This window comes from Bradyrhizobium sp. HKCCYLRH3097, from assembly GCF_051167875.1.
In the GTDB taxonomy this organism is placed as follows: domain Bacteria; phylum Pseudomonadota; class Alphaproteobacteria; order Rhizobiales; family Xanthobacteraceae; genus Bradyrhizobium.
This window is the reverse complement of sequence record NZ_JBNPTX010000003.1, coordinates 376,173-389,786: the sequence shown is the minus strand read 5'-3', so window position 1 is coordinate 389,786 and position 13,614 is coordinate 376,173. Positions and strand designations below refer to the sequence as shown.

Here is a 13,614-nt window from a genome sequence, read left to right as displayed (position 1 = left end):
CCATGCCGCTGTTGCATCGCCTCGTCCGCAACGACAGCGCCGTCATCTCCTTCACGATCGATGGCGTGCCCTGCGACGGCCGCGCCGGCGACACCGTGCTGACGGCCATGCTCTGCCAGGTCGACCGGCTTCGCTACAGCGAGTTTTCCGCCGCGCCGCGGGCCGGCTTCTGCCAGATGGGCGCCTGCCAGGACTGCTGGGTGCAGCTCGCGAGCGGCGAGCGGCTGCGCGCCTGCACGACGCCGCTTACCGAAGGCATGGACATCATCACACGACGAGGGCGCGGCCATGGCTGAGCGCGCATCTCCCCTGATCGTCGGCGCCGGCCCGGCCGGCATCCGCGCCGCGATGACATTGGTCGCGGCCGGCCTGCGGCCGATCGTGGTCGATGAAGGCCACGCCTGCGGCGGCCAGATCTATCGCCAGCCGCTGAGTCCCGACGGCCGCGATGCCACGGCGCGCTACGGCTCGGAGGCTTCGAAGGCCGCGCGGCTGCATCACGACTTTGCGGCGCTCGGCACCGCAATCGACTATCAGTCGAACACGCTGCTGTGGAATCTGCGCGACGGCGCGGCCGCCATTCTCCGCGACGGCATCAGCCATCGCATCAATTATGATGGACTCATCCTCGCGACCGGGGCGACCGATCGCGTGCTGCCGATCCCCGGCTGGACCCTGCCGGGCGTGTTTACGCTCGGCGGCGCGCAGATCGCGCTGAAGGCGCAGGGCTGTGCGATCGGCCGGCGCGTGGTGTTCGCTGGCTCCGGCCCGCTGCTCTATCTGGTCGCCTGGCAATACATGAAGGCCGGCGTCGACGTCGCCGCCGTGCTCGACGCGGCGCCCTTGTCTGCGAAGCTCAATCTGCTGCGCGCGTTGCCGCTCGCGCCGGGCATCGTGCTGCGTGGATTGCGCATGGCGGTGGAGTTGACGCTGCGCGGAACGCGCGTGCGGTCTGGCGTGTCCCAGCTTCGGATCGAGGGCGAGAGCCGGGTGGCGCGCATCGTCTATCGGGCCGGCGGGCGCGAACACGCGATCAGTTGCGACGGCGTCGGCTACGGCCTCGGTCTGCGCTCGGAGACTCAGGCTGCTGATCTCGCCGGCTGCGCCTTTCGCTTCGATGCGCGCGACGGCGCGCATCGTCCGGTTCGCGACGCCGGTGGCCGCAGCAGCATCGCGGGCGTGTACCTCGCCGGCGACGGCGCCCGCATCGCCGGCGCCGATGCCGCGGAATCCGCCGGCGAGCGGGCCGCGCTGGCATTGTTGGAGGATCGTGGCCTGCCGCATGATTCGATGCGCGCTACCGCCCTCGAACATGCGCTGGCGCGGATCGACCGGCTGCGCGATGGGCTCGAAGCCGCCTTTCCCTATCCATCGCATTGGGCGGGCGACATCGCCGATGACACGCTGCTGTGCCGCTGCGAGGAGATCGATGCCGGCGAGGCGCGGCGCGCGATCAGGGATTTCTCGCTCACCGAGATCAATCGTCTGAAGGCGGTGACGCGCATCGGCATGGGCCGCTGCCAGGGCCGCATGTGCGGCGTGGCCGCCGCGGAGCTCTTGGCTGCGCAGACACGCCGCGACGTCGGCGCCGTCGGCCGGCTGCGCGCGCAGGCGCCGATCAAGCCGATCCCGGTGGCCGTGAGTCTGTCCCTCGACGAGAGGCAGCATGACCCGGCGCATTGACTGCGATGTCGCGATCGTCGGCGGCGGGCTGGTCGGCAGCTCCGCCGCGCTGGCGCTGCGCGGCATGGGCTTCTCCGTCACGCTGCTCGACAAGGGCTTCTGCGGCGCTCAGGCGAGCGGCGTGAACTATGGCGGCGTGCGCCGCCAGGGCCGCCCGCCCGAGCAACTGCCGCTGTCGCAGCGCGCGCATGCAATCTGGCCGCGGCTCGCGCAGCTCATCGGCATCGACGGCGAGTTCCTGCGCTCCGGCCATCTCAAGCTGGCGCGGACGCCTGCGGACATGGCGAGCCTGGAGCGCTACGCCGCCGAGGTCGCGCCGTTCGGGCTCGCTCTCGAGCTGATCGGCCACAATCAACTGCACGAGCGCTTCGGCATCGCGGGCGGCGTCGTGGGCGGCTCATTCTGTCCCGGCGACGGCCACGCCAATCCCCGGCTGGTCGCCACCGCCTTCGCCGCAGCGGCGCGTCGCGCCGGCGCCGAGGTGCTGGAGAACACGGAGGTCACAGGCGCCACCAGGACATTCGAGGGCTTCGTGATCGAGGCCGGCGACGTTGCCATCAGGACGCGTACCGTGATCAACAGCGCCGGCGCCTGGGCCGACGGCTTGGCGCGCGCGTTCGACGAGCCCGTGCCGCTGGAGCGCACCTATCCGTCGATGATCGTGACCGAGCCGCTCGATCTATTTCTCGGCGTCAACATCGGCATCGAGGGCGGCGGCATCTACGCGCGGCAGGTCACGCGCGGCAACGTCGTCGTCGGCGGCGAACGCGCCGCGCCGCTCGCCGATCCCGACTATTCGCGCCCCCGCAGCGACGGCGTGCTTGCCATCATGCAGCGCGCCAGCGAGCTGTTCGGCCCGCTGCGCCATGCCCAGGCGATCCGGTTCTGGAGCGGCACCGAGGCGACGATGCCCGACCGCAATCCGGTGATCGGGCCGAGCGCGACGACGCCGGGACTGATTCACGCCTTCGGCTTCTCCGGCGCCGGCTTCCAGATCGCGCCGGGGGTCGGCGAGGTGCTGGCCGAGCTGGTGCGCGACGGCGAAACCTCGACGCCGATCGTCCCTTTCGCCATCACCCGTTTCTCACCTGCATCGCAGCCGGGCGATGCCTCTCAAGCAGCAATGACGACAGGATCGAAGGAGACCTCGCCATGATCGATGCTCGCGCCACGCTCGGCCCAGCCTTTGCACTCATGCTCGCTGCATCGGCCGCGCATGCGGAAACCAAGACGCTCTATGTCGGCATGAACGGCGGCAATTTCGAGCGCACCTATACGCAGGCGGTGTTTCCGGACTTCGAGAAGGCCAACGACGTCAAGATCGTCGTCGTGCCCGGCACCTCGTCGGAGATCCTCGCCAAGGCGATCGCGGCCAAAGACAAGCCGCAGATGCACGTGATGTTTCTCGACGACGGCGTGATGATCCGCGCCGCCGGCCTTGGTCTGTGCGAGAAGCTGAAGCCGAGCGAGGCGCTCGGCCAGCTCGAGCCGTTCGCGCGACTCAAGGACGACATCGCCGCCGGCATCGACATCGGCATGACCGGCCTTGCCTACAACAAGAAGCTGTTCGACGAGAAAGGCTGGGCGGCGCCGACCTCCTGGCTCGATCTCGCCGATCCCAAGTTCAAGGACAAGGTCGTGTTCCAGTCGGCCTCGGTCTCGACCTTCGGCCTGCACGCCTTCCTGATGGTCAACCGCATCAACGGCGGCAGCGAGGCCAATGTCGAGCCGGGCTTCAAGGCGTTTCCCGACACGATCGGCAAGAACGTGCTCGAATACATTCCGAACTCGGCCAAGATCTCCGAGATGGTGCAGACCGGCGAGGCCGCGATCTTCCCGCTGACGCCGACCGCCGTGTCGACCCTGAAGGAGAAGGGCATCGCTGTCGAATACGCGCAGCCGAAGGAAGGCTCGGTCGTGCTGATGGTCGCCGAATGCGTCATCGCCAACAACTCCGAATCCGAGCTGGCGCAGAAGCTCGCCGCCTATCTGCTGTCGCCGGAAGCGCAGGCCAAGGCGCTGGCGGCCGGCAACATCGTGCCGTCCAACACCACCGCGAAAGCCACGACGCCGGCGGCCGAGCAGAAGCTCGCGACCTTCCACGGCTACATGAAGAGCGCGATCACGCTCGACTGGGACGTCATCAACGCCAGGCGCCCGGAATGGAATACGCGCTGGAACAGGATGATCGAGCGGTAGGCAGGCTTCGTTCCGTCGTCATTGCGAGCGAAGCGATTCAGACCTTTCATGCGGCCCTGGATCGCTTCGCTGGTGCTCGCGATGACGGCCGGGGAGCCAGCGCGTTTGCAGTTCCATCGTCATATCCCGCCAAAGCGGGATATCCAGTCCGCCGTTGCTCTCGATGCCATCACAGCCGTCTCGGCGTACCGGATCGCCCGGTCGAGCCGGGCGATGACGGAAAGTGGCGCTACGCCTGCTCCGATCGTCATTGCGAGGAGCGTAGCGACGAGGCGATCCAGGGTTGCGCAAGGCACCCTCGGATCGCGTGGTAGCTACGCGCATTACCCCGCCGGATAGCTCGTCGCATACGCCTCCGTCAGCGCCTCATCGAGCCGCCGTCCAGCGCTGAAACCTGACAGCGTCGCGGGACGGGTGATGCCCGGCAGCAACCGGCCATCGGGCTCCGGCGGCCCGATCAGGGTGTGCACAGGAATGCGCTCGGCATAGATCGGCAGCGCGTAGTCCTCCTCATCGTCGATGACGCCCGCGGCGCGGATCTTCGCCGATGCCTTTTCGATCTCCATGGTCACGACCGACGTGGCCTTGAGCTCCTGCTCCGTGGTCGGGCGCAGGCTCGCCGTGCGGCCGGGAAACAGCCGATCGACCATCATCACCAGCGCTCGCTCCTTCTCCGCCGGATCCTCGATCAGCCGGGCATGGCCAAACGCCATCACCGAGCGATAGTCGGCCGAGTGATGGAAGGCGCTGCGCGCCAGCACCAGGCCGTCGAGATGGGTCACGGTGAGACAGGCCGGCTGTCCCTCGGACAGGCTGCGCAACATGCGGCTGGCGCTCGACCCATGCCAATACAGCGTCGTTTCCTCGCGCCAATACAGCGTCGGCGTGCAATAGGGCTGGCCGTCGATGACATAGGAGACGTGGCACAGCGTTGCGGAGTCGAGCAGGGCATGGACGGTCGCATGATCGTAGTGGGCGCGCTGATGCCGCCGCTTGACCCGGTTGGTGTCGTCGACGGGATAGCTCGGCATCTGTTGTTCGGACATCGTCAGTCTCCTGTTTCCGTCGACGTCATGCCATGGCAAAGTGGTTGCCGGGAGTTCCACTTCGATGCGAAAGCAGCCAACCACTTCGCGGCGCCGAGACGACGTGCTGGCGCTGCCGATCCACCTCGACCGCACCATCCGCAGCCAGTCGCAGCAGGTGCACGGCGCGCTGCGCACCGGCATCGTAGATGGCCTGCTCGCGCCCGGCCTTCGTCTGCCTTCGACGCGCGGGCTCGCCGAGCAGCTCGGCGTCCGCCGCAATGCGATCGTCACAGCCTATGAGGCGCTGCTGTCGGACGGCCTGGTCGAGGCGCGCCACGGCGCCGGCACCTATGTCGCGGCACGGCTGCCCGCACCGCAGGTCGCCGCGCCGGTCGCCGAGCTGGATGTTCGCATTCCGCCGCGCCGGCCGTTCGCGCTCGGCTGCACGCTGGTCGATCCCGTGCTCTTGCGGCGACTCGCCGCGGCCAGCCGGCGCCGCATCGCCCGCGCCGCGCCGGATGAGCTCGGCTATGGCGATCCGCGCGGCAGCCTGCATCTGCGCAGCCAGGTCGCGCACTACCTTGCCGCCAATCGCGGCGTACGCTGCGACCCAAGCTGCATTCTCATCGTGAGCGGCACCCAGCATGGCCTGCGGCTATGCATCGACGCGTTGCTTGCGCCGGGCGATCCCGTCTGGTTCGAGGATCCCGGCTATGTCGCCTCGCGCCATACGTTGAGCACGACCGGCGCGAAGCTGGTCCCGGTGCCCGTCGATGATGAAGGAATCATAGTGAGCTCGGGCGAGGCGGCGTACATGGCGGCCAAGGCCGCCTACGTGACGCCATCGCATCAGTTTCCGACCGGCGTTGCGATGAGCATGGCGCGGCGCATCGCGCTGCTCGACTGGGCGCGCAGGGCGGACGCCTACATCTTCGAGGACGACTACGACAGCGAGTACCGCTTCGCCGGCCCGCCGTTGACCGCGCTGGCCGGCATCGGCGGCGAGCGCGTGATCTATCTCGGCACCTTCGGCAAGACGCTGTTCGCGGGACTGCGGCTCGGCTACCTCGTGGTGCCGCCGAGGCTGGTCGCGCGGGTCGTCGCAGCGCGCGCGGCGCAGGACCGGTTTCCGCCGGCCTTCATGCAGGACGCTCTGGCCGACCTGATGGCCGACGGCGTGCTCGCAGCCCACATGCGGCGGCTGCGCCCGCGCTATCGCCAGGCGCGCGACGTCGTCGCCGAGGCGCTCGCCAAGCACGGCAAAGGCAGCCTGCAACTGGCCGCGCCGTCGCAAGGACTGCATCTGCTGGCGACCTTGCCGCCGGCAGCGCCGAAGGGCACGGCGAAACTGATCCGCGACCGGGCCGGCATCGAATGCCGGCTGTTGTCGGATGCACGGATCGTGCAGCGCGGGCCCGACGGTTTCATCCTGGGCTATTCGGGCTTTGCAGCGAAGGATCTCGCCGATGCCGCCAGGCGGCTCGGGCGCGCCACCCAGGACATCCTGGGCGCGGCGGCGCGCCGCCGCTGAGCATCATCGATGCCGCGAGTGTGGCCGAGCCGGCACGTCGGGCAAATCAGCAGGGCTATGAGCTTCCGGGAATCTACACAGAGGCTCCGCTTGCGTGTCGCGCGCAACGCGCCGGTCTGGATTTTGTTCAGTTCGTTCAACGCGCTCTTGACGACCGATCGCGCGCCTGCATTTTTCTCTTTCGTTTTTTCGAAAATCGTGCTTTGGTAGCGCATCCCGCCTCACCGCAGAGGGGCGTAGCGCGCGATCGTCACGACACGCGAGGTGGGGATGCGATGGCCGCGCTGTTGCCGCAGCATGCTTGTCAAGCGTGCGGACGAACGGCAATACGCGGACGTGAAGTCGCAGCGTCCTGATACCCCGATGCTGGTATCACGCGCAGTGCGCGCAAGCGCATTGTCGCAATGGTGGCCAACAAGCCCGGCGCACCAGGGAGACTGCGTATAAGCGTGAAGACCATCGCGCAGGGAATGCCGGGTTGAACCGGCTTTGCCTGTGGTACCTGCCGCCTGCATTTTTTTCGCAGGCGGGCCATGGGTGGGGCCTTCACCCGGCATTCCCTGCGCCCTTTGCACTTCCGAGGGCGAGACGGATCGTAAGCCTCGGGCATCATCTGCCGCGAGAACGCGCCCTCATGTTCATGGCTGTTCGAGATGCGGATTGGAGCAGATGCGCGTCAGGCGACGCGGATGCGCGCGGTCGCCGCAATCGCGACGCGCTCATTCATAGGGATTGTGCTCGGCGTTCGTCATCGTCTGGCGCACCCGGCGCAAGGTGATGGGCGTGCCGTCGGAGACGAACTGCAGCTCATAGGCGCGGCCGCTGTCGTCCTTGGCGGAGCAGGTCACGCTCGTGACCTTGAGCATCGCGAAGTTGCCGACCTGACGGCACATGCCGGCCGAGCTCTTCGTCACCGGCACCGGAATGCCATCGACCTTCGGGCGATGCTTGGAATTCAGCAGCATCCTGTCGATCGGCAGTTCGTAGACGTTCTGGATCGACCTGCGGCCATTGATGCCGGAGAACGCGATGATGTGGCTCTCGTCAGCGGGATCGTCGAGCGCGACGGTGAAATGGGCGCGCCCCTTCTCGCTGTGAAAGAACGCCACCGTCTTGCAGGAAAATTCGCGGCCGTCGACCTTCGCGGTCCGGCAGGTGCCGGACATCAGCGCGTAGAGATCGATGTCGGGCCGCTCCTCCGGCGAGCTCGTCACCGGCATCGGCTGCTGAGCCAGGCAGGGCGTACCCAGGAAGAGACCGAGCGCAACGGCAGCAAGACGAGGAAAATGCAGGGGCATCCGCGGGGTGAGCCTGGAGGAATCATGACGGCGCGAGAGGTTAAGCGATGTGTCAGCTTTGCGGCAAAAAGAGGTCGGACGCCAGGGCGGCAGCGTACATCGCGCCAGCGCAAGCCCGGCGCTGTACGGCACGGGTGGTCGGTCGATACCGCAAAAGGAATGGAAAGTTCCGTGCGCACGCCGCGCACTCGCTCGCGCTCCATGTCGAGACGGAAGGCGCGGTGCAGCGGGCTCGGCGCGTCACAGGAATCCGGGGCGGCGCTGCCCCGGAATGATCTTCAATCTCCGGGACTATTTCGCCGACTGCGCCTTCTGCTTCCACAGCGCCCAGGCGCGGTCCATGATCACCATGTTGACTGCGTCGGCCTTGGCGGCCTCCTCGGCGCTGAGATAGGTGACGTCGCTGCCGAGCCCGATCGCCTGCGCCTGCAGCTTCGCATTGACGTCGGTGTAATAGGCGCGGAACACGGCGGCCTTGACCGACGGTCCAACCGCGACGTCGCCGTGGCCGCGCATCAGCACCACCGATTTGTCGCCAAGCGTGGCCGCCAGCGATTTGCCGATCACATTGTTGCTGACCAGCATGTTGGTGGCGCCGAACTCCTTGCCGATGTCCCACACCGGCGCGCCGGTGCCGAGGAAGGCGGCGTTGTGATACAGCGGCTTCAAGGGTGTATGGCTGACGCTGAACGGCACGACGCCCGGCGAATGCGTGTGTACCACGGCGTTGATGTCCGGACGGGCCTTGTAGACCTCGGCATGGATGAAGCGTTCGAGGAAGACCGCGCGGTTCCTCGCATCGACCGGCTCGCCGTTCTCGTCGAACTCCATGATGTCATTGGCCGTGACCTGCGCCGGCGCGATCGAGCGTGCCATCAGGAAGTGGTGCGGATTGGTGGGATGCCGCGCGCTGACATGGCCGAAGGCGTCGACGACGCCGAGATCGGCGAGGATGCGGCTGCCGGTCGCGATGTCCTCGAGCAACTCGCGGGGAACGCCGGGGATGGCGTCTTGGGCGCGGGAAGGGCCGGCGGAGAGGAGGAAGGCTGCTACGGCAATCGCGGCGAAGCGGCTGAAGCTGGACATCTGGCTCTTCCTCCCGGCCTTCGTTGTCTAGGCTCGTTGCTTCAACATACGCGTCATTGCGAGCGAAGCGAAGCAATCCAGGATGGTGGCTGGGACCCTGGATTGCTTCGCTTCGCTCGCAACGACGGGGAGAGGTTTGAGCGAGGCAATTGGCATGGCAGGGTGAGCCCTCCCTCAGGTCACCGGAGCCGGATTGAACAAGGTCAGATCGTTGTGGATGCCCCAGCGGTCCGACCATGGCTTGGTGCGACCGGAGGCGACGTCGAGGATCAGCTTGAACAACTCCCAGCCGGTTTCCTCGATCGTCATCTCGCCGGTAGCGATGCGGCCGGCGTCGAAGTCGATCAGATCCTTCCAGCGCCGCGCCAGCTCGCTGCGGGTCGCGACCTTGATGACGGGCGCCGCCGCAAGGCCGTAGGGCGTACCGCGGCCCGTGGTGAACACCTGCAAGGTCATGCCGGATGCGAGCTGCAAGGTGCCACAGATGAAGTCGGAGGCCGGCGTCGCCGCGAACAGCATGCCCTTTTGCCTGGCCTTCTCGCCCGGCGCCAGCACGCCGTGGATCGGACCGGAGCCCGACTTCACGATCGAGCCCAGCGACTTCTCGACGATGTTGGCGAGGCCGCCCTTCTTGTTGCCGGGCGTCGTGTTGGCGCTGCGATCGGCGCCGCCGCGCGCGAGATAGGAATCGTACCAGTCCATCTCACGGATCAGCGCGCGGCCGACGTCCTCGTTGATGGCGCGCCGGGTCAGCAATTGGATCGCGTCGCGAACCTCGGTCACCTCCGAGAACATCACGGTGGCGCCGGCACGGACCAGCAGGTCCGCCGCGAAGCCCACTGCAGGGTTGGCGGTGACGCCAGAGAACGCATCGCTGCCGCCGCATTGCAGGCCGATGACGAGATCGGACGCCGGGCAGGTCTCGCGGGTGCGCTTGTTGAGGTCGGCGAGGCGACGGTCGGCCTGGGTCATGATGGCGTCGACGATGGCGCCGAAGCCGTCGAAGGCTTCGTCCTGCATGCGGACGATCGAGTCTTCAGTGCCCTCCGGCAGCAGCCGCTCCGGCGCGAGCTTCTCGCAGCCGAGGCCGACGACCAGGATCTCGCCGCCGAAATTCGGGTTCAGTGCGAGGTTCTGCAGGGTTCGGATCGGCACCACGGCATCTGGCGCCGTGATCGCGACACCGCAGCCATAGGCGTGGGTGAGCGCGACGACGTCATCGACATTCGGGTACTTCGGCAGCAGCTCGCTCTTGATGCGCTTGATCGCGAATTCGAGCGTCCCCTTGACGCATTGGACCGAGGTCGAGATGCCGAGCACGTTGCGGGTGCCGACCGAGCCGTCGCGATTGCGATAGCCTTCGAAGGTGTAGCCTTCGAGCGGCGGCAGCGGCGCCGGCACCGCGGTGGAGATTTCGAGCTGATCGAGGGCAGGGGCCTCAGGCATGTCGATGCGAGCCTCGTCCACCCATTCGCCGGATGCGATCGGCGACTTCGCATAGCCGATGATCTCGCCGTAGCGGACGATCGGCGCGCCCTCGGCGATGTCGACCAGTGCGGTCTTGTGGCCCTGCGGGACGAAGCTCCTCAGCGTCAGGCCATCGGGAAATTTGGTGCCGGCAGGCAGGCCGAAATCGTTCACCACGATCGCGACGTTGTCGCGCGCGTTGAGCTTGATGATGCGGGGCTCCTGGTTGGCGACGACCTGCTGGTTCATGCTGGCTCCGTTCCGCTCCGGTGGGTGGGCAAAGGCGCGGAGCGCCGTGCCTGCCTACTTGCTTCTTTCATCCCCTCTCCCTGTAAGAACGGGGAGAGGGAGTGGACCGTCGATGCGGCCCGTCTGTTAGCTCACGGCGGACGAGGCTCACACCGGGAAGGTGTAGGCCGTCTTCACCGTCGTGTAGAACTCCCGCGCGTAGGAGCCCTGCTCGCGGGCGCCGTAGCTCGAGCCTTTGCGGCCGCCGAACGGGACGTGGTAGTCGACGCCGGCGGTCGGCAAATTGACCATCACCATGCCGGCCTCGCTGTTGCGCTTGAAGTGCGAGGCGTATTTCAGGCTGGTGGTGCAGACGCCGGCCGCGAGGCCGAACTCGGTGTCGTTGGCGATCGCCAGCGCCTCGTCGTAGTTCTTGGCGCGGATGACGCAGGCGACCGGTCCGAAGATCTCCTCGCGGGCAATGCGCATCGCGTTGGTGGCCTCGGTGAACAGCGCTGGCTGCATGTAGAAGCCGGGCGTCTCGCGGTTGAGCAGCTCGCCGCCCCAGGTGAGCTTGGCGCCTTCGTCCTGGCCGATCTTGAGATAGCGCTGATCCTGCTCGAGCTGGTTGGCGTCGACCACCGGGCCGATATGGGTGCCCTGCTTGACGGCGTCATCGACCACGAGGCCCTTGAGCCGCTCGGTCATCGCCGCGACGAACTTGTCGTGGATGCCCTCGGTGACGATCAGGCGCGAGGACGCCGTGCAGCGTTGGCCGGTCGAGAAATAGGAGCCGTTGACACAGGCTTCGACCGCGACCTTGACGTCGGCATCGTCGAGCACGACCATCGGATTCTTGCCGCCCATCTCCAGCTGGAACTTCTTCATCGGGTTCGACAGCACGCAGGCCTGCGCGATCTTGCGCCCCGTGCCGACCGAGCCGGTGAAGGAGATCGCGTGAACATCCGGATGCTCGAGCAGGGTCTGGCCGACCACCGAGCCGGAGCCGACGACGAGGTTGAAGACGCCGGCGGGAAGGCCGGAGCGCGCGATGATCTCGGACAGCGCATGCGCCGAGCCGGGCACCAGCTCCGCCGGCTTGAACACGACCGTGTTGCCGTAGCAGAGCGCGGGCGCGATCTTCCAGGCGGGGATCGCGATCGGGAAATTCCAGGGCGTGATCATGCCGACGACGCCGACGGCCTCGCGGGTGATCTCGACGTCGAGGCCCGGACGGACCGAGGCGCCCTTCTCGCCGGTGAGGCGCAGCGCCTCGCCGGCAAAGAACGCAAAGATCTGGCCGGCACGGGCGACCTCGCCGATGCCCTCCGGCAGCGTCTTGCCCTCCTCGCGCGCCAGCAGGCGGCCGAGCTCTTCCTTGCGCGACAGGATCTCCGCCGAGATCTTGTTGAGCGCGTCATAGCGCTCCTGCGGCGTCGAGCGCGACCAGGCCGGGAAGGCGGCCTTGGCGGCGGCGATCGCCTTCTCTGTCTGCGCCTTGTCGGCCTTGGCGTATTCGCCGACGACATCGTTGGTGTTGGACGGATTGATGTTGCGGGTCACCCCGCTGCCGTCGACCCACTCGCCGGCAATGAAATTCTTGAGGATCGCGTTCATGTTGTTCTCCAGACTTTGCGCGATTGCTCGGACAATCTAACCGATCGCCCCCGTCATCGCACGAGACAGGGGCGCTTGTCGTCGAAGGTCCAGCCGGGGATCAGATACTGCATTGCGACGGCGTCGTCGCGTGCACCGAGCCCGTGGCTCTTGTACAGCGCATTCGCCTTTTCGATGGCGCCGCGGTCAACCTCGACACCGAGCCCGGGTTGCTCGGGCACGGCGATCCTGCCGCCCTTGATCTGCAGCGGCGCCTTGGTCAGCGCCTGGCCGTCCTGCCAGATCCAGTGGGTGTCGATGGCGGTGACCTTGCCCGGCGCAGCGGCGGCCACGTGGGTGAACATCGCCAGCGAAATGTCGAAATGGTTGTTGGAGTGTGAACCCCAGGTCAGGCCATTGTCGCGGCACGTCTGGGCGACGCGCACCGAGCCCTGCATGGTCCAGAAATGGGGGTCGGCCAAGGGAATGTCGACCGCCCCGAGCCGCAGCGCATGGCTGAGCTGCCGCCAGTCGGTGGCGATCATGTTGGTGGCGGTCGGCAGGCCCGTGGCGCGGCGGAACTCCGCCATGATCTCGCGGCCGGAGAAGCCGGCCTCGGCGCCGCACGGGTCCTCGGCATAGGCCAGGATGCCGTGCATGTCCTTGCACAGCCGGATCGCCTCATCGAGCGACCAGGCACCGTTGGGATCGAGCGTGACCCGCGCCTGCGGGAAGCGCTTCGCGATGGCGGTCACCGCCTCGATCTCGGCCTCGCCTCGGAGCACGCCGCCCTTCAACTTGAAGTCGGCGAAGCCATAGGCCTCGTGCGTCGCCTCGGCGAGCCGCACCACAGCTTCGGGCGTCATCGCCTCCTGATGTCGCAGCGTATACCAGCCGTCCTTCTCGCGCTCGCCGGTGGCGTAGGGCAGGTCGGTCTTCTTGCGGTCGCCGATGAAGAACAGATAGCCGAGCGCCTCGACGGAGGCGCGCTGCTGGCCTTCGCCGAGCAGGGCCGCCACCGGCAGGCCGAGATGCTGGCCGAGCAGGTCGAGCAGCGCGGATTCGACTGCGGTCACCGCATGGATCATGACGCGCAGATCGAAGGTCTGCTTGCCGCGGCCGCCGGCGTCACGGTCGGCGAAGGCGGTACGCATCGTGGCGAGGATGGTGTTACAGGCGCCGATGCTCCTGCCCACGATCAGGCTCTTCGCATCCTCCAGCGTCTGCCGGATCTTCTCTCCGCCGGGCACCTCGCCGACGCCAGTGTGGCCGGCATTGTCGGTGAGGATGACGAGGTTGCGGGTGAAGAACGGCCCATGCGCCCCGCTGAGATTGAGCAGCATGCTGTCACGGCCGGCCACCGGAATGACCTCCATGCCGGTGACGACCGGCGCACCGGAGATTCCGGTGCTGGTGGCTGCGTGACTCATGTGCTCCTCCCGGTCTTCTTCCTATCTCCGTCATTCCGGGGCAGCCCGTCAGGGCTGAACCCGGAATC

Annotated in this window: 11 protein-coding genes; 5 read left to right on the top strand and 6 right to left on the bottom strand. The window is 67.2% G+C overall.

Annotated features, from left to right (window positions below; genetic code table 11):
- Positions 1–2 precede the first annotated feature (2 nt).
- From ACQR0U_RS10770 to ACQR0U_RS10755, 4 genes are read left to right on the top strand one after another with little or no spacing between them, the layout of a single operon-like run.
- Positions 3–296, top strand: a complete 294-nt coding sequence (locus tag ACQR0U_RS10770) for a (2Fe-2S)-binding protein (protein ID WP_315713565.1) — start codon at positions 3–5, stop codon at positions 294–296.
- The gene (locus ACQR0U_RS10765; protein ID WP_434843191.1) at positions 289–1,683 is read left to right on the top strand and encodes an FAD-dependent oxidoreductase; all 1,395 of its coding nucleotides are present in this window, start codon (positions 289–291) and stop codon (positions 1,681–1,683) included. Before ACQR0U_RS10770 ends, ACQR0U_RS10765 begins: the two co-directional genes overlap by 8 nt.
- Complete coding sequence (locus ACQR0U_RS10760) at positions 1,667–2,839, top strand: NAD(P)/FAD-dependent oxidoreductase (protein WP_434843190.1); 1,173 nt, start codon at positions 1,667–1,669, stop codon at positions 2,837–2,839. Before ACQR0U_RS10765 ends, ACQR0U_RS10760 begins: the two co-directional genes overlap by 17 nt.
- Positions 2,836–3,882: an ABC transporter substrate-binding protein gene (locus ACQR0U_RS10755; protein ID WP_316184107.1), complete on the top strand. Its 1,047-nt coding sequence runs from the start codon at positions 2,836–2,838 to the stop codon at positions 3,880–3,882. The genes ACQR0U_RS10760 and ACQR0U_RS10755 overlap by 4 nt, the downstream gene beginning before the upstream one ends.
- A gap of 323 nt (positions 3,883–4,205) precedes the next feature.
- Here the strand turns inward: ACQR0U_RS10755 and ACQR0U_RS10750 are convergent, their stop codons facing one another.
- Entirely contained in the window at positions 4,206–4,928 is a 723-nt protein-coding gene (locus ACQR0U_RS10750) for a pyridoxamine 5'-phosphate oxidase family protein (RefSeq protein WP_434843189.1), read from the bottom strand.
- 64 nt (positions 4,929–4,992) lie between these two features.
- Between ACQR0U_RS10750 and ACQR0U_RS10745 the strand changes: the two genes are divergently transcribed.
- A complete protein-coding gene (locus ACQR0U_RS10745; protein ID WP_434843188.1) occupies positions 4,993–6,441 on the top strand; it encodes a PLP-dependent aminotransferase family protein in 1,449 nt (482 codons plus the stop codon).
- Positions 6,442–7,160: 719 nt separating this feature from the next.
- On the opposite strand, the gene ACQR0U_RS10740 is transcribed toward ACQR0U_RS10745, so the two are convergent.
- The 5 genes from ACQR0U_RS10740 to gudD all read right to left on the bottom strand — a co-directional run bounded on the left by ACQR0U_RS10740 (position 7,161) and on the right by gudD (position 13,546).
- Positions 7,161–7,739 carry a hypothetical protein gene (locus ACQR0U_RS10740; RefSeq protein ID WP_434843187.1) on the bottom strand — a complete coding sequence of 193 codons (579 nt, stop codon included), beginning with the start codon at positions 7,737–7,739 and terminating at the stop codon, positions 7,161–7,163.
- Positions 7,740–8,030: 291 nt separating this feature from the next.
- On the bottom strand, positions 8,031–8,825 hold the full coding sequence (locus ACQR0U_RS10735; RefSeq protein ID WP_434843186.1) for a class II aldolase/adducin family protein: 795 nt from the start codon (positions 8,823–8,825) through the stop codon (positions 8,031–8,033).
- 174 nt (positions 8,826–8,999) lie between these two features.
- Complete coding sequence (garD, locus tag ACQR0U_RS10730) at positions 9,000–10,541, bottom strand: galactarate dehydratase (protein WP_434843185.1); 1,542 nt, start codon at positions 10,539–10,541, stop codon at positions 9,000–9,002.
- A gap of 147 nt (positions 10,542–10,688) precedes the next feature.
- Positions 10,689–12,137, bottom strand: a complete 1,449-nt coding sequence (locus ACQR0U_RS10725; protein WP_315713556.1) for an aldehyde dehydrogenase family protein — start codon at positions 12,135–12,137, stop codon at positions 10,689–10,691.
- 53 nt (positions 12,138–12,190) lie between these two features.
- Positions 12,191–13,546 carry a glucarate dehydratase gene (gene gudD, locus ACQR0U_RS10720; protein ID WP_434843184.1) on the bottom strand — a complete coding sequence of 452 codons (1,356 nt, stop codon included), beginning with the start codon at positions 13,544–13,546 and terminating at the stop codon, positions 12,191–12,193.
- Between the last annotated feature and the right edge of the window lie 68 nt (positions 13,547–13,614).